The sequence below is a fragment of the Corynebacterium sp. TUM25015 genome, assembly GCF_056393505.1.
The window spans coordinates 1,059,035-1,074,535 of record NZ_CM150783.1 but is presented as its reverse complement, the minus strand read 5'-3'; the positions used below and the strand labels follow the sequence as shown (position 1 = coordinate 1,074,535).

Annotated in this window: 14 protein-coding genes and 5 tRNA genes; 4 read left to right on the top strand and 15 right to left on the bottom strand. The window is 57.4% G+C overall.

Annotated elements, in window-relative coordinates:
* Positions 1 to 3: 3 nt before the first annotated feature.
* Positions 4 to 831: an enoyl-CoA hydratase-related protein gene (locus AC06DS_RS04870; protein ID WP_448307142.1), complete on the bottom strand. Its 828-nt coding sequence runs from the start codon at positions 829 to 831 to the stop codon at positions 4 to 6.
* Between the two features lie 160 nt (positions 832 to 991).
* On the opposite strand from AC06DS_RS04870, the gene cysK reads away from it, so the two are divergent.
* Positions 992 to 1,927 (top strand): cysteine synthase A, encoded by a 936-nt coding sequence (gene cysK, locus AC06DS_RS04865; RefSeq protein WP_476727878.1) that lies wholly within the window; start codon positions 992 to 994, stop codon positions 1,925 to 1,927.
* 160 nt (positions 1,928 to 2,087) lie between these two features.
* A complete protein-coding gene (epsC, locus tag AC06DS_RS04860; RefSeq protein ID WP_293791138.1) occupies positions 2,088 to 2,672 on the top strand; it encodes a serine O-acetyltransferase EpsC in 585 nt (194 codons plus the stop codon).
* A 57-nt stretch (positions 2,673 to 2,729) separates the two neighbouring features.
* Here the strand turns inward: epsC and AC06DS_RS04855 are convergent, their stop codons facing one another.
* From AC06DS_RS04855 to AC06DS_RS04820, 8 genes are all read right to left on the bottom strand, one after another.
* Positions 2,730 to 3,017 carry a GNAT family N-acetyltransferase gene (locus tag AC06DS_RS04855; RefSeq protein ID WP_477101145.1) on the bottom strand — a complete coding sequence of 96 codons (288 nt, stop codon included), beginning with the start codon at positions 3,015 to 3,017 and terminating at the stop codon, positions 2,730 to 2,732.
* A 196-nt stretch (positions 3,018 to 3,213) separates the two neighbouring features.
* Positions 3,214 to 3,286: transfer RNA gene (locus AC06DS_RS04850), tRNA-Phe, on the bottom strand.
* Positions 3,287 to 3,321: 35 nt separating this feature from the next.
* Positions 3,322 to 3,395 (bottom strand) — tRNA-Asp (locus AC06DS_RS04845).
* A gap of 252 nt (positions 3,396 to 3,647) precedes the next feature.
* Positions 3,648 to 3,721, bottom strand: a tRNA-Asp gene (locus AC06DS_RS04840).
* A 1-nt stretch (position 3,722) separates the two neighbouring features.
* Positions 3,723 to 3,795, bottom strand: a tRNA-Glu gene (locus AC06DS_RS04835).
* Between the two features lie 132 nt (positions 3,796 to 3,927).
* Positions 3,928 to 5,016 (bottom strand): alkene reductase, encoded by a 1,089-nt coding sequence (locus AC06DS_RS04830; protein ID WP_477101144.1) that lies wholly within the window; start codon positions 5,014 to 5,016, stop codon positions 3,928 to 3,930.
* A 132-nt stretch (positions 5,017 to 5,148) separates the two neighbouring features.
* Positions 5,149 to 5,221: transfer RNA gene (locus AC06DS_RS04825), tRNA-Lys, on the bottom strand.
* Positions 5,222 to 5,318: 97 nt separating this feature from the next.
* Positions 5,319 to 6,824: an acetyl-CoA hydrolase/transferase family protein gene (locus tag AC06DS_RS04820; protein ID WP_473963475.1), complete on the bottom strand. Its 1,506-nt coding sequence runs from the start codon at positions 6,822 to 6,824 to the stop codon at positions 5,319 to 5,321.
* Positions 6,825 to 7,166: 342 nt separating this feature from the next.
* Here AC06DS_RS04820 and dusB point away from each other — a divergent pair, with 342 nt between their 5' ends.
* Entirely contained in the window at positions 7,167 to 8,291 is a 1,125-nt protein-coding gene (gene dusB, locus AC06DS_RS04815; RefSeq protein WP_476727890.1) for a tRNA dihydrouridine synthase DusB, read from the top strand.
* 80 nt (positions 8,292 to 8,371) lie between these two features.
* Complete coding sequence (phoU, locus tag AC06DS_RS04810; protein WP_477101143.1) at positions 8,372 to 9,112, top strand: phosphate signaling complex protein PhoU; 741 nt, start codon at positions 8,372 to 8,374, stop codon at positions 9,110 to 9,112.
* A gap of 9 nt (positions 9,113 to 9,121) precedes the next feature.
* Here the strand turns inward: phoU and AC06DS_RS04805 are convergent, their stop codons facing one another.
* From AC06DS_RS04805 to mshD, 6 genes are all read right to left on the bottom strand, one after another.
* The gene (locus AC06DS_RS04805) at positions 9,122 to 9,685 is read right to left on the bottom strand and encodes a gluconokinase (protein ID WP_293791133.1); all 564 of its coding nucleotides are present in this window, start codon (positions 9,683 to 9,685) and stop codon (positions 9,122 to 9,124) included.
* Between the two features lie 195 nt (positions 9,686 to 9,880).
* Positions 9,881 to 10,657, bottom strand: coding sequence for a phosphate ABC transporter ATP-binding protein PstB (pstB, locus tag AC06DS_RS04800; RefSeq protein ID WP_293791132.1), 777 nt, complete (start codon positions 10,655 to 10,657; stop codon positions 9,881 to 9,883).
* A gap of 119 nt (positions 10,658 to 10,776) precedes the next feature.
* Entirely contained in the window at positions 10,777 to 11,697 is a 921-nt protein-coding gene (pstA, locus tag AC06DS_RS04795) for a phosphate ABC transporter permease PstA (protein WP_293791131.1), read from the bottom strand.
* Between the two features lie 12 nt (positions 11,698 to 11,709).
* Entirely contained in the window at positions 11,710 to 12,771 is a 1,062-nt protein-coding gene (pstC, locus tag AC06DS_RS04790; protein WP_293791130.1) for a phosphate ABC transporter permease subunit PstC, read from the bottom strand.
* A gap of 174 nt (positions 12,772 to 12,945) precedes the next feature.
* Positions 12,946 to 14,043, bottom strand: a complete 1,098-nt coding sequence (pstS, locus tag AC06DS_RS04785; RefSeq protein ID WP_477101142.1) for a phosphate ABC transporter substrate-binding protein PstS — start codon at positions 14,041 to 14,043, stop codon at positions 12,946 to 12,948.
* Positions 14,044 to 14,404: 361 nt separating this feature from the next.
* On the bottom strand, positions 14,405 to 15,469 hold the full coding sequence (gene mshD / locus AC06DS_RS04780; protein WP_473963478.1) for a mycothiol synthase: 1,065 nt from the start codon (positions 15,467 to 15,469) through the stop codon (positions 14,405 to 14,407).
* Between the last annotated feature and the right edge of the window lie 32 nt (positions 15,470 to 15,501).

Below are 15,501 nucleotides of genomic sequence, written 5' to 3'. Positions count from 1 at the left end.
CGCCTAGCGGTGCTTCCACTCCGGCTTACGCTTCTCCACGAAAGCGGCCATGCCTTCCTTCTGATCCGCAGTGTCGAACAGGCGCCAGAACTGCTGGCGCTCAGCCTCCACGCCCTCATCCAGAGTCGAGCGGTATGCCTCGTCCACCATCTCAGTGGCGGCGGCCAATGCAACGTGGGACATGCTTGCAACCTTCGCCGCTACCTTTTGAACCTCGTCGGCGAAGCCCTCTGCCGGCAAAATCCGGGAAACCAAGCCACAGCGTTCAGCCTCCTCGGCATCCATCATGCGCCCAGTAAGGATCAGATCCATGGCCTTGTACTTCCCCACGGCACGAGTTAGTCGCTGGGTGCCACCCATACCCGGAATAATGCCCAATGTGATCTCCGGCTGTCCGAACTTGGCGGACTCGCTAGCCAGCAGAATATCGCCCAGCATAGCTAGTTCGCAGCCGCCGCCGAGAGCAAATCCGGAGACCGCGGTGATCAGCGGGGTCTTCAGCTGGGCCAACTTTTCCCAATCTCCAAAGAGGCGCTTTTCGGCTACCTCTGGGTAGACCTCGTCCTTCATTTCCTTGATATCAGCACCGGCAGCAAAACTCTTTTCGCTGCCAGTGATAACGATTGCGCCAATCGCCGGGTCGGCATCCAACGCCTGAGCAGCCGGAACGATTTCGGAAAGCACAGCACTGTTCAGCGCGTTAAGTGCCTTTGGTCGGTCCAGAGTGATCGTTGCGACGGCACCATTGACGGCTACCTGAATGGTTTCATAAGGCTGGTCGGGGTTCACGGGGTTTACTGAAGTTTGGTTTTCGGAAGTCATGGTTGCCATTGAACCAAATCCCCTGAATCTGCGTCTGAGATTCTGGCAAAGCTTTGGGTGCGAAAGGGCGTCACGAGAGAGCGGCCAAACTCAACAGTGGTGTAGGCCGACAAAGAGGTGTAGACTACCCAATATAGACCGATCAGTCTAGAATGAAAGGATCGCCCCCATGGCGAAGATTTACAACAACATCACCGAGCTCATCGGCGGCACTCCCCTAGTTAAGCTGGGCGCCTTCGGCGAAGGCCTGAAGGCTAATGTGCTGTTGAAGCTAGAAGCTTTTAATCCGGCCAACTCGGTGAAGGATCGCATCGGTAAGGCCATCATCGAGGCAGCTGAGAAGGATGGCACGTTGAAGCCGGGCGGCACCATTGTCGAGGCAACCTCCGGCAATACCGGTATCGCACTGGCAATGGTTGGCGCTGCAAAGGGCTACAAGGTTGTCCTGACCATGCCGGAGACCATGTCGAACGAGCGTCGTATTATGCTGCGCGCCCTGGGCGCAGAACTCGTACTAACCCCCGGCCCCGGCGGCATGCAGGGCGCGGTGGATAAGGCCAACGAGATCGTTGAGAGCACCGATAACGCCATCCTGGCACGCCAGTTCGCTAACCCGGCCAACCCAGAGATCCACTACAACACCACTGGTCCAGAGATCTGGGAAGACACCGACGGCGAGGTAGACATTTTCGTTGCAGGTGTGGGCACCGGCGGTACCATCTCCGGCGCAGCGAAGTACCTGAAGGAAAAGAACGAAAAGATCGAGATCGTTGGCGTAGAGCCAGCAGACTCCCCGTTGCTGACCGAAGGCCGCTTCGGACCGCACAAGATCCAAGGCCTGGGCACCAACTTCTTCCCGGAGAACCTCAACAAGGACATCCTGGATCGCGTCATCGATGTTCCGCTGGAGAACGCCACCACGACCGCACGCGAGCTAGCCAAGGCCGAGGGCATTCTCTCCGGCATCTCCTCCGGTGCCGCCGTCTGGGCAGCACTAGAAGAGGCCAAGAAGGACGAGAACGAGGGCAAGACCATCGTCGTTATCGTTCCGGACTTCGGCGAGCGCTACGTCTCCACCCTGCTGTTCGACGACCTGCGCGACTAGTTCTCCGCCCAGCATCCCAGCCACAGAAGTAGGCGCTACCCCCCTTTTTCCGCCTTGCGGTGAAATAGGAGGCAGCGCCTTCTCGTTATAGTGGCTGCGAAAGTTCTTTAGGGCACCTATCTCCCGCCCCTCTATAACCTCCGACCGAAAGACCACACCCTTGAGCATTCTTGGACGCATCCGCGAGGATCTTAACAATGCCCGCGAGCACGACCCAGCGGCCCGTGGCGACGTGGAAAACGCCATCGTGTACTCCGGCCTTCACGCCATCTGGGCGCACCGTGTCTCTCACGCACTGTGGACGCGCGGCCACCGCAGCATCGCCCGCATCATTAGCCAGGCCACTCGCGCCCTAACCGGCATTGAGATCCACCCGGGCGCCACCATCGGCCGGAGGTTCTTTATCGACCACGGCATGGGAGTGGTCATCGGTGAAACAGCGGAAATCGGCGATGACGTGATGCTGTATCACGGGGTAACCCTGGGAGGGTCCGAGCTTGTTCAATGCAAGCGTCACCCAACCATCGGCAATGGAGTGATGATCGGTGCTGGTGCAAAGGTTCTGGGTCCCATCACCATCGGCGAGGGCTCCGCGATTGGCGCCAACGCCGTGGTTACCAAGGATGCTCCCCCACACTCAATCCTCACCGGCATTCCGGCAAAGATTCGTCCCCGCAAGCCGGAGCAGAACACTCCGCTGGTGGACGCCGTGAAGTGGGTCGACGACATGCAGAACAACATCTAAGCGTTCACCACAGCGCCCCTGCGGAGCTTTCCCTTCGAGACCTTTCTCAGTGGGACGCTACGAGGCCAGCAGCTCTTTGAATTCCGGGTTCTTCTCCACGAACGCCGCGACAGCCGAGCAGCTGGCCTTAATCTTTAGGTTCGCCTCCTTTGTACCCAGCAGAGCCTCACTAATAAGAGGCTTAGACAAGCCCTGACCGCGGTACTTCGGATCCACCACAGTGTGGTTGAAGTCTCGTACCCCATCAGCCTGGGAGTACTCTGCAAAGCCAGCCTCCTGGTCATCGACGTAGATGACAAAACGACCCTGGTCTTCATCGTGAACAATACTCTTCGTGACTGACATTGCGGTGTCTTTCCTTTCGCTTCTCTGCCGTTTGCTCTGTACTCGACTACGCTGCATTCGACTACTCGGCACTCGACTACTCAGTACCGAAACAACGTTTATAGCGTCCATGTCGTACACCGCCAGTGTACGTTGACGCACAGAGGCAGAAACACAGCAAAACCCCGGTAGCGTCATTGCTACCGGGGTTGGAATGTGGCCAGAGCCGGGATCGAACCGGCGACCTTTCACTTTTCAGGCGAACGCTCTACCAACTGAGCTATCTGGCCTTCGTGCTCGACCGCTTCCGATTCGAACATCGAAGCGACCCTGACGGGACTTGAACCCGCGACCTCCGCCGTGACAGGGCGGCGCGCTAACCAACTGCGCCACAGGGCCAACATTGCCTGCACAACTAAATAAAACGACCAGACAACAACTTGTCTAAGCCGTCTGTTGCACGAGAATAAACTCTACACAGTGACAAACTTCTAAGGCAAATCAGCTGTTCAACGACAGTTTCTGGAATAACTTCGCTTCACTGGCGAAGTATGAACCGCTTGGAGAATGTGGGCGTCAAAAAGAAAGCAAAAGAAAAAGAGCCCTCCCGGCGCACAAACGCCGGAAAGACTCCAAAAAGCTCTTAACTTGCGACCCTGACGGGACTTGAACCCGCGACCTCCGCCGTGACAGGGCGGCGCGCTAACCAACTGCGCCACAGGGCCGTACTCCCAACGGGATTCGAACCCGTGTTACCGCCGTGAAAGGGCGGGGTCCTAGGCCTCTAGACGATGGGAGCTCTACAAAGTAAGCCAGCGAATCACCGCAGGCTTGCTTAGCAGCTTGATCAGTTTAAACCAGGGGCCAGCGACAGAACAAATCGCCCGTTGAGGTGGGCAAAGCAGCCCCCCTACCCCGCTACGACTACGCACTAATCAGAGACAGACGGGTAATCCGTGTAGCCACGCTCACCACCCACGTAGAACGTGGACTGATCTGGCTCATTGAGGGGCAAATCCTCGCGCCAGCGGCGCACCAAGTCCGGGTTGGCAATCAACTGACGGCCGACTACGACAGCATCCACGTAGTCCAGCTCTAGCTCACGCTGCGCATCCTCCTGAGTAGTCACGGTGCCGAAACCGTCGTTCATGAGTACCTTTGTCACACCGTTAGCGCGAGCCTTGTTTGCCAGAGTCGAGATCAGCTCGCTTTCCGGGTGCGCGTGCAGGAAAGACACATAAGCAAGGTTCAACGGGGCGATGGCATCCAGTAGACCTCCATATGTGGCCACCATGTCCGCCTCGTCTTCCTCAATGACCCCTTGCACATTGTGCCCTGGCGAGAAGCGCACTCCCACGCGGTCGGCGCCGATTTCTTCTACTAGCGCGCGGATTACCATTTCCGACAGACGCCAACGGTTTTCCGGACTGCCGCCGAACTCATCCTCGCGTTGATTGGACGAAGGTGCCAAGAACTCGTGAAGCAAATAGCCGTTTGCGTTGTGGATCTCCACGCCGTCAATTCCCGCGTCGATAGCCCGCCGTGCAGCGCTGCGGAATTCCTCTACGATTCGCGGAATTTCCTCTGTTTCCAGTGCGCGCGGCACTGGAGCCGACATTTTTCCAGCGAATCCACGAACCTGCCCATCCCAATTCAGCGCGCTGGGCGCTTCTGCTTGAGCTCCATCAATGAGATCCGGGTGGCTGGTGCGTCCACCGTGCATGATCTGCATGAAAATAATTCCGTTGGCGTTGTGCACCTCATTAGCCACGTCGCGCCATCCAGCCGCGTGCTCATCGCTTGCAATGCCCGCCTGGCCCGGAAACGCACGATTCGTCCACGCGGGGAAGGTGCCTTCGGTAACGACCAGCCCGGCGCTGGCGCGCTGGGAATAGTACTTCGCATGCAGTTCGCTCGGCAGGCCGCTGTGGCCTGCACGCTGACGTGTCAGAGCTGCCATGGTCACACGGTTGCTCAAGTTATAACGGCCAAGGTTCAAGGAAGAAAACAATGTTGACATGTCACTCTCAACGGAATTTCGCGCAAGATTGTTCCAACGTCCGCGCACTAATTCCCAGCCGACAAAAACAAAACCCCGCCACAGCGCGACCATGATCTCCATGGAAGCGCCCCGACGGGGTAATTGTGAATGTGGGCCCTGTGGGGCTCGAACCCACGACCTGCGGATTAAAAGTCCGTAGCTCTACCAACTGAGCTAAAGGCCCAACGGGGAGCATTCTATCTAACGCCTATGCGAAGCAGAAAATTGCCCCCACCACATAGCTACGCGCAACAGACATGCGCCCAGCCATGAACCCGGCTTTAGCCCTTCATAGAGCCCTTCTCCGCCAGGTTGATGTGGAAATCGAAAGCGGTCTTCAGATCGTGCGGAGTCTGCAGATAGTGCCCCTCAGAGCACGCACGCTCGTAGTACTCCTCCAGCAGCGGACGATAATCCGGGTGAGCGATGGAGATGATCTTCGGGACGCGCTGACGCGGCGCGAGACCACGCAGATCGGCATAACCATACTCAGTGATTACGACCATCGTGTCGTGCTCCGTGTGGTCAATGTGGGAAGCGAAAGGAACGACCGCGGAGATCGCACCATCCTTCGCTGTGGACGGCGAGATAAAGGTGGACAGGAACGCGTTACGCGTGAAGTCACCGGAGCCGCCGATACCATTCATAACCCGAGAGCCCGCCACGTTGGTGGAGTTCACATTGCCGTAAATGTCGCAACCGATCATGCCATTAGACGCGATCAGACCAGTGCGGCGAATTACCTCAGGGTGGTTAGAGATCTGCTGCGGACGCAGGACAATGTGCTCGCGGTAGCGCTTAGCCTCTTCATTCATCTTCTTTGCATAGTCCGGAGATAGCGCGAAAGAAGTAGCGGAGGCGACGGTCATCTTGCCATTGTCGATAAGATCCAGCATGCCGTCCTGGATCACCTCGGTGTAGGCCTGAATGTTTTCGAACTTAGAATCCAGCAGGCCTGCCATCACAGCGTTCGGGACGTTTCCGACGCCGGACTGCATAATGTAGCCGTCGTACGTGAGGCGCCCTGCCTCAACCTCTCCCTCCAGCAGATCTAGGAAGTGGCCGGCGATCTTTTCGGAGATCTCGTCGGTCGGCTTGAACGGTGCGTTGCGATCCTCCGCGTTGGTCTTTACAACAGCTACGACCTTGTTTTGGTCGACTGGAATGAAGGTGGTGCCAATGCGGTCGCCGGGGCGGTTGATCGGAATTGGGGTGCGGTTAGGCAGATCCTGGATCTTGTAAATGTCGTGCATGCCCTCCAGGTCGAGAGACTGCCACTCATTCACCTCGATAATGATCTTGCGCGCAGAGTTTAGGTACTCCACGTTGTTACCCACAGCCGAGGAAGGAATGATGTTGCCAGCTTCGTCAATACGCACAGCCTCCACCACGGCGACGTCGAGATTGCCGAAGAAGCCCTCCTCTACCTGCTGACCCAGGTGGGAAAGGTGGATGTCCTGGTACAGGATCTCACCCGCGTTGATCTTCTTGCGCATCGTCGGGTCAGAGGCGTACGGGGTGCGGTAACGCACTGCGTCCGCTTCCGCCAGTACACCGTCGCAATCGGGAGCGGTGGAAGCTCCGGTAAACACGTCGATTTGGAAGTCTTCGCCTCGCTCATGCAGCTCCTTAGCTTTCTTCGCGATGGCGCTAGGCAAAGCCTTGGGATAACCCGCGCCGGTAAAGCCAGACATGCCAACCTTGTCTCCATGGTTGACGAACTGCGCCGCCTCCTCCGCAGAAACGACCTTGGACTTATAAAACTCGTTGGCAATGCGCTCAGACATCGGTTCCTCCTCGATTGCGGTGTAGCGAGTAGCGGTTTCTCCGCTTTGTTTTCTCAGCCTACATAAATGTGACTTAGCTCGCCTTCACCGTCCAGCCTATTGTTGAACAATCAATGTTGCTACTTCGGCCTATGTTTTACGGCAGCTCTTGACGCCCTTTGGTATTCTTCCCTCCCCAGTGTGAGAATGGTGCCCGTGACTACATCGACCGCAACCCCCACCTCCACCACCGCGAACCGCGCAACCAGCAGTGCCACCCCTGCTAATACTGCCGTTCGAGGCCAACACAGTTCCGATCGCCCGCAAAACACCACCGGCTTCCGGGGGCTGCAGATCGGCAGGATGCAGCTCGACTCCCCTGTGGTTCTGGCTCCCATGGCCGGCGTGACGAACGTCGCTTTTCGCAGCCTGTGCCGCGAACAAGAACGCGAGCGCATGGGCTCTGTCGCCGGCCTCTATGTATGCGAGATGGTAACTGCGCGAGCGCTGGTCGAGCGCAATCCGAAAACTCTGCATATGACAACCTTTGCTCCGGACGAGAGTCCGCGAAGCCTGCAGCTGTACACGACTGACCCGGAGTACACCTACAAGGCAGCAAAGATGATTGTCGACGAGAACCTCGCCGACCATATCGATATGAACTTCGGCTGTCCCGTGCCGAAAGTCACCCGTCGCGGTGGCGGTTCCGCCTTGCCCTATAAGCGCAAGCTCTTTGGCAACATCGTCGCTGCAGCGGTCAAAGCGACTGAAGGTACGGATATCCCGGTCACCGTAAAGATGCGCGTCGGCATCGACGATGAACACCACACACATCTGGATGCAGGTCGCATCGCAGTGGAAGAAGGCGCGGCTGCCGTAGCGCTCCACGGTCGCACGGCTGCGCAGCGATACTCCGGCCACGCGAATTGGAATGAGATCGCGCGCCTAAAGCAACACCTGGCTCACACTGGCATTCCCGTTCTGGGAAATGGCGATATCTTCAAGGCGACAGATGCCCGGGCAATGATGGAACAGACCGGCTGTGATGGCGTCGTCGTTGGCCGGGGGTGCCTGGGGCGGCCGTGGCTATTCGCAGAACTGTCGGCAGAGCTACGCGGGCTGCCAATCCCCTCTCAACCCACCTTGGGAGAAGTCGCTCGCATCATCCTTCGACACGCCGAGCTTCTGGCGGCCCACGACGGTGAGCAGAAAGCCTGCCGGGATCTACGCAAGCACATGACCTGGTACCTCCGCGGCTTCCCAGCTGGCGGCGAACTGCGCCGCAGCCTGTCGCGAGTCAGCAGCCTGGATGAGTTGAAGACTGCTTTGAGTGAGGTTTGGGACTCACCCGCCTTGGCCGAGGACGCCGATGGTGCTCGCGGTCGCCAAGGCTCCCCAGCTAAGGTTGCGCTGCCCGATGGTTGGCTGGACGACCCGGAGGATGAGACGGTGCCCGATGGTGCCGACATCGAAAATAGCGGTGGCTAAACCCTAAGGTCATTTGTAGGGGCTAAACATCGGGGGTTGAACGCCAGCACAATCAAAAACCACAGACTATAGTGCTGGGCATGCGCAAAGAGTACCGAAACCAGCTCCGGGACTTTAACCACAACATTTCACTCATGGCGGATTTCGTTCGCACTACCCTCAATTCCGCCACTCGTTCTCTCCTGGAAACTGATCTCGAGCTCGCGGAGAAGGTTCTCAGTAGCATAGATACGCTGGAGGATCTTCGCGTCAATTCGGTTGCGGCGGCCTTCCAACTTTTGGCTCTCGAGGCACCTGTTGCGCGCGACTTGCGCTTCGTCGTCGCAGGCCAGCATATTGTCGAGGATTTCACCCGCATGGGCGCGCTTGCGGTGCATGTGGCGAAGGTGGCGCGGCGGCGTCATCCAGAAAATGCAGTACCGGCACCCCTACGCCCCTATATCGAAGAAATGGCGCGCCAGTGCGACCAATCCGCGGAGAAGATCCAAGAGCTGCTACGCGATCACAATGTTCAGACTGCGCTTGATCTCATCAAGGATGACGACGCGATCGACGACATCCACCGCCACCTCTTTCAGCTCACTACTCAGCGAGACTGGCCCCATTCCGTGCGTGAGGCTGTAGACATCACGTTGCTTTCCCGTTACTTGGAGCGCTACTCGGACCATGCGGTGGAAATCGGCAATCGCATCGTCTTCATTGCCACGGGTCTCACTCCGGAGGAGTACCAGCGAAAGCAAGAGGACGATGAACTCGAGGAGCGCTTCCGTAAGAAGTTCGACGAACTGCGCTATCGCTACGACACGAACTTCGACTACTAGTAGAATCCGCTAGCTGCTGTAGGCCTTTTGGGCAAACATGGCAGCGTTGAGGGAATCATCGAGCAACTGTTCCGGGGTACGGCGTACATCGAGCTGTATGCCCTTCTCCCCCGGCGTGAGGCGCTGTAGATCCTCCAATTGCGCGACCAAAAGTTCGCGTGGCATGTCAACATCGCCAACCCGATTTTCCATCCGCTCTGCAAGTACATCTTCGGTGCCGTATAGGTGCACGTAGAACACCGTCGCACCCTCCCCGATGTCGCTTAAGATCTCCCGGTGGTCAATGCGCAGTGCGGTGCAGGCTGTCACCGTGTTGTTCCCTTTAGCGGCCTCTCCCGCGATCCAGTCCCGCACGGTGCCCAACCACTTCTTGCGATGGTGCTCAGCGGGTAGTCGGCCGTCTTGCAGGATCTCCAATGCGCCCTCCGGGTGCAGGTCATCTGCTTCTTGGAGCTGCCAGCCGGTCTTCTCGGCGATGGCGCGTGCCAACGTTGTCTTGCCGCTGCCGCTTACTCCCATCACTACGATGTGGAGGGTTGCCGGTGCCTTCGGGCTAGGCTCTGTGCCAGACATGGTGCTTCCTTTCTGGTTGCGGGGCCTTCACTGCCTCCAGTATGCCGTTTCTTTTTGCTATTGACGCCAAAAGCGGGGTTCCGGTGTACCCGGAACCCCGCTAGTGGGTGGCAGGCTCAGCATGAACCGGCCAATATGACACTGTGTGGATTCTCTATTTCCTCTCCTGCCTGTAGGCCAGGCGAAGATTGAGTTTTATCCGAAGCGACCGGAGATGTAGTCCTCGGTCTCCTTCTGCTGCGGGTTCTCGAAAATCTGCTTGGTCGGACCCACCTCGACCAGCTTGCCGGGCTTGCCGGTAGCTTCCAGGGAGTAGAAAGCGGTCTGGTCGGACACACGGGCTGCCTGCTGCATGTTGTGCGTCACGATAACGATGGTGAAGTCTTCCTTCAGCTCGTGGATCAGATCCTCGACTGCCAGGGTGGAGATCGGGTCAAGTGCGGAGCAAGGCTCGTCCATCAGCAGAACTTCCGGCTCGACAGCGATAGCGCGGGCGATGCACAGACGCTGCTGCTGACCACCGGAGAGGCCGCCGCCCGGCTTGTCCAGACGATCCTTAACCTCGTCCCACAGGTTGGAGCCACGCAGTGCACGCTCTGCAACCTCGCGGAGCTTCTTCTTGTTCTTCTCACCCGACAGCTTCAGGCCGGCAACGACATTCTCTTCGATGGACATCGTCGGGAACGGGTTAGCTTTCTGGAAAACCATGCCGATGGTGTTGCGGACGGCCACTGGGTCGATCTTGGAGCCGTAGATGTCCTCACCGTCGAGCAGGATCTCACCCTTGACATAAGCACCGGGGATTACCTCGTGCATACGGTTCAGGGTGCGCAGCACTGTGGACTTGCCACAGCCGGACGGGCCGATGAAGGCGGTAACTGCCTTCGGCGGGATGTGCAGGTTGACGTTCTGAACGGCGTGGAAATCGCCGTAGTAAATGTTGACGTCATTGAGGTCTAGGCGCTTAGCCATTGTGTTGTTCTCCTAGGGTCCTAGGGTTGGCCACCCTCTATGTATGGAGTGGTCGGTTTGTGCAATTGGAAAGGCTTTGTTTTGTTCTAGTCCCGGCAGGGCTAAGGCTCTTGGTCGCCTTAGACCTTGACCGAGTAGCGCTTCGAAATCAGACGGGCGCCAATCATCAGAACGGCGACCAGGAGCACCAGGGTCAGTGCGCAGCCCCACAGGCGCTCCAACACGACCTCGTTACTTCCGGCGCCATAGAGGTCAACCATGTACAGCGGCAGGGACTGCTGGCCACCTTCGAACGGGTTCCAGTTGATCTTGGTGGTGGAACCAACCAGGATCAGCACCGGTGCGGACTCGCCCATCACACGGGCAACAGCCAGCATGATGCCGGTGACAATGCCGGATAGAGCCGTCGGGAGCACGATTTTGACGATGGTCTTCCACTTCGGCACGCCCAGTGCATAAGAGGCTTCACGCAGGTCCATTGGAACAACGCGCAGCATCTCTTCTGCGTTGCGCACGATGATCGGAACCATCAACAGCACCAAAGCAAGGGAAACGGCGAAACCGGAGCGCTCGAAGCCAAACATGGTGATCCACATTGCGTACACGAACAGGGCAGCAACGATGGACGGGACACCGGTCAGGATGTCGACCATGAAGGTTGTGATCCTGCCGAGGAAATTACCGCGGGAGTACTCCACCAAGTAGATGGCGGTGAACACACCGATCGGGATGGACAATGCGGAAGTAACCAGAACCTGGGTCAGGGTACCGATGATTGCGTGAATAGCGCCGCCGCCGGCCTTGTTACGGGGTTGGCCGACCATGTCGTACATCCACCAGTCAGGATTCAAAATTGCCGGCAGGCCTTCGCTGACAACCTTGAACAGCACCCACACCAGAGGCAGCAGGGCCAGGGTCATTGCAAAGTAGATGATGATGGTGGCGGCCTTGTCGGCAGCCTTGCGCTTACCAGAGATCTGAGTGAACAGGTCGGAGGACGAAGAGGACTTCTTCTTTTCTACAGCTACTGCATCAGTCATTGTTCTCGTCTCCTACTTCTTCGCCACAACGGCGCGGGCGGCGGCGTTAACCAGGAAGGTCAACAGGAATAGCACGAGGCCGGCAGAAATGTAGGCGCCCGCCTTCAGTTCATCGTCGAACTCCGGTGCGGCAGCGGCGATGGCGGTCGCAAAGGTAGTACCACCGTCCATCAGCGAGCCGCGGAAGTCCGGAGCACTAGCGATAACCATGTACAGCGCCATGGTTTCACCCAGCGCGCGACCCAGGCCCAGCATTGCACCGGAGATGTAGCCGGACAAACCAAAGGGAAGCACGGTCATGCGAACAACTTCCCACCGCGTTGCACCCAGAGCCAGGGCAGACTCAATCTGTCCCTTCGGGGTCTGGACGAAAACCTCACGGGTAGTAGCAGCGATCACAGGCAGAATCATGATTGCCAGAACGATGCCACCAGTGAAGATGTTTCGGGAGGTAGAGAATGGCGGGGAGCTTCCCTGCTGGTAGTTGAAGAGGAAGAACCCACCTGCCCAACCGGACAGCCACTCGAAGAAGTCGCCCAGCACCGGTCCGAGCACGTAGGCACCCCAGATACCGAACACGATGGACGGCACTGCGGCCAGCAGGTCGATCATGAAGCCCAAGGGCTTGACCAGCTTCTTCGGGCAGTAGTTGGAAAGGAAGACAGCAATACCCAGAGCAACCGGCATAGCCAGGATCAGGGCAACGAGGGAAACTAGAACCGTGGTGAAGAACAGGTTCGGAATACCGAACTGCATCCAGCCACCGTCGTTGTTGACGTAGTCAGTATTCCAACGTTCACCGTAGGTAAAGAAGCTGAGAATACCGTCGCGCAAGCGGTTCAACGCGGGAACTGCCTGCATGATCAGGAACAGGCCGATCAGTCCGATAATTACGGTGATCAGGATAGAAGAGGTCTTTGCCAGAGTTTCGAAGATGACATCACCAGGGCGCTTGACGTGGCCACCGCCGGAGCGCTGACTATTGTCCACCAGCTGGGTGTCTTTCTGCGGCTGAGCGGTGTCGCCCTTCGCCGCAGTGGACTTGGCGACCTCAACCTTATTGGCGTTTGCCATGAGGGATCCTTAAAGGTCGTTATTTAAAACAAGAATGAATGCAAGAAGTGTTTCTCGTCACTACAGACACCGCATTCAGACCGTAACCCCCGGTCGCAAAACGAGCGGGGGTTACAGTGCAACGTGGCCTGCAGCGATAGCTCTTCAAAGAAAAGCTAGCTGAGGAACAAGCGACTACTTCAGAGCCTCAACAGCCTTTTCCAGCTTGGACTTGAACTCGCCGTCCAGCGGGATGTAACCCTGGTCAGCCAGGTCATCATTCTGGTTGTCCAGGATGGTGTACATGAAGTTCTTGACCAGCTTGGCGGTGTTGTCGTCGTAGCCAGCGGAGCAGACGATCTCGTAGGTGGTCAGAACCAGCGGGTACTCGCCCTCATTCTTCATGGAGTACAGAGCCTTGGAGTCAACAACCAGGTCGTTGCCCTCGCCCTTGAACTTAGCCTCGGACAGCGCCTTGTTGACGTTCTCCTTGTTCAGCTCAACCGGGCCAGCACCGAAGTCAACGTTGGCGACGCCAATCTTGTCGTTCTCCTCAGCGTAGCCAGCCTCCACGTAGGTGATTGCACCGTTGGTCTGAGCAACCTGGTCAGCGACACCCTTGGACTTCGGAGCACCGGTACCAACCTTGGTCGGGAACTGCTTGCCCTCGGAATCCCACTCGCCAGAGGAAGCGGACAGGAACTTCTGGAAGTTGTCAGAGGTACCGGACTCGTCGGAGCGGTAAACAACCTGGATCGGATCGGAAGGCAGCTCAACGCCCTCGTTCTCAGCCTTGATGGCCTCGTCGTCCCACTTCTTGATCTCGCCCTTGAAGATCTTGGCGATGGTCTTGGTGGACAGGTTCAGGGTGTCTACACCCTCCAGGTGGTAGGCGATGGCAACCGGGCCGATAACCATCGGCAGGTGCCAAGCGTCGTTGCCCTTGCAGCGCTTCTTAGCGTCTGCAATCTGGTCGTCCTTCAGAGCGGAGTCGGAGCCAGCGAAGTCGACCTGGCCAGCGATGAACTTCTTCTGACCGTCACCGGAACCGGAAGCGGTGTAAGCCAGGGTAGCGCCGGTCTCAGAGAAAGCCGGACCGAAGATGTTCTGGACAGCGTTGTCCTGAGAAGAAGCGCCCTCACCGCGCAGTTCGCCGGAGGCCTCCTCCATCTCGCGGGTGCTTTCGGTTTTGCTCTTTTCGTTGTTGTCAGCGTTGGAGCAGCCGGTCAGGATCAGGGAACCAGCAATAATGGTTGCAGCTGCAGCGCTGGTGCGCTTCATGGTGAACTTCACGAGGTTTTCCTCCGAAAATGTCAGAACTAGAGAAAGTGTCATACAAGAACAGCCCGCAGATGCAGAGGCCGTTCATGCGTCACCAGAAAATCTAATCGGCGCTTATTGAATTAAAGAGTGCTGTAGGTTAACAAACAGTGAACTCTACTATCGGCGCAGGATAGCGTGTATTTTTGGGTGACATTTTGGTGCCAGCACCTCTTGGAAACCACACCTAAAAGCTACCCCCTTGTGGCAGAAAGTGACACAAATTAACTTAGATTTAACCAAATTTACAACTAGGCAAGCCTCCCCGCCCACGCCAAAACTACGCCACCCATATGTTTTGTTAAGGTTTTATTTACCTATTATCTAGTCGCTATTACAAACATCCGCGGTAAACCACGTCGGTATGTACCACCTCAAATCCGAGGTATTTGTAGGTAGAAACAGCAGGAGCATTGTCTCCTTCCACGTACAACTCGATGTGGCCACAACCGTTTTCCACGAGCAGCTTCATTCCCAATAGGGTAACGGCTTGTCCCAGCCCCTTACCCCGTGCATCATCCGCGAGACATACAACATAAACCTCGCCTACTCGTTGACCGGACTCTTTTTCCTTTTCCTCCATCGGGATCTTCGTCCAATGGAAACCCACCAGCCGGTAGACGTTAGCGTCCTCCACTGCACTTTCTGCGGGACAGGGAATTCCCACCCGTTCGACGGCCGACTTCTGATCCCGAACCCAAAGCAAAATCACGCCATCCGGATCGAACCAGTTAGTGTCGCGGGCTGCCCGCAGGCGTTCGACGTCCCATCCGCCCTGCTCTGGATGCCATGCAAACGCCTCATTATTTACCCGAACCCACTCAGCATCCACTGCGTCTGCGTCAAACCGAGCAACCGATTCGTTGTAGGACAACACTTCAATGCCGTGTTCCTCACAGAGTTCCTCTGCCTTCGTGCTCTCAGCTTCAAGCGTTTTGGCAGCCTTGGTCGCCGGCAGGCATTCCAAAGACATCTTCAGTAGTTCACGAGTACGACGGGCGTTTAACGACTCAACGAAACGCTGTGCACCAGCGGAATCTCCATGCGCCCATACATCGATCGCGCCGCTCACTCCCAGCTGATCGCGCAGCGCTTCAAACAAGGCGATACCCACCCCTCGATGTCGCACTTCTGGAGCGACTGCCAGCTCAATCACCAAATCCGGGTCCATCGCCAGCACGCCGACCACACGCTCCTTAGCGGCGTCTTCTGCGCCGTACTCATCGCTCACGGCGATGACGTGCTTGTGGCCAAAGTCCTCGTTCATACCGCGGACGAAAGCCTCGCTGATCGCGGCGACGCCATCAGCCTCAGCGACTTTACGCAACACCTCGTGGACCCCCTCCAGCACCTCGGAGTGCTCCCACAGGTCTTCAAATGTGTTGTAGGTAATAGCCATGTGGCCAATTGTCCCCCAAATTCGGCATGTAT

Bases quoted from the DNA above. Each gene is read 5' to 3' on its own strand.
- dusB (WP_476727890.1), top strand. From the start codon at position 7,167: ATGCAGCTCGACTCCCCTGTGGTTCTGGCTCCCATGGCCGGCGTGACG.
- AC06DS_RS04870 (WP_448307142.1), bottom strand. From the start codon at position 831: ATGGCAACCATGACTTCCGAAAACCAAACTTCAGTAAACCCCGTGAAC.
- AC06DS_RS04820 (WP_473963475.1), bottom strand. From the start codon at position 6,824: ATGTCTGAGCGCATTGCCAACGAGTTTTATAAGTCCAAGGTCGTTTCT.
- phoU (WP_477101143.1), top strand. From the start codon at position 8,372: ATGCGCAAAGAGTACCGAAACCAGCTCCGGGACTTTAACCACAACATT.
- pstC (WP_293791130.1), bottom strand. From the start codon at position 12,771: ATGGCAAACGCCAATAAGGTTGAGGTCGCCAAGTCCACTGCGGCGAAG.
- cysK (WP_476727878.1), top strand. From the start codon at position 992: ATGGCGAAGATTTACAACAACATCACCGAGCTCATCGGCGGCACTCCC.
- mshD (WP_473963478.1), bottom strand. From the start codon at position 15,469: ATGGCTATTACCTACAACACATTTGAAGACCTGTGGGAGCACTCCGAG.
- AC06DS_RS04830 (WP_477101144.1), bottom strand. From the start codon at position 5,016: ATGTCAACATTGTTTTCTTCCTTGAACCTTGGCCGTTATAACTTGAGC.
- pstA (WP_293791131.1), bottom strand. From the start codon at position 11,697: ATGACTGATGCAGTAGCTGTAGAAAAGAAGAAGTCCTCTTCGTCCTCC.
- AC06DS_RS04805 (WP_293791133.1), bottom strand. From the start codon at position 9,685: ATGTCTGGCACAGAGCCTAGCCCGAAGGCACCGGCAACCCTCCACATC.
- AC06DS_RS04855 (WP_477101145.1), bottom strand. From the start codon at position 3,017: ATGTCAGTCACGAAGAGTATTGTTCACGATGAAGACCAGGGTCGTTTT.
- pstB (WP_293791132.1), bottom strand. From the start codon at position 10,657: ATGGCTAAGCGCCTAGACCTCAATGACGTCAACATTTACTACGGCGAT.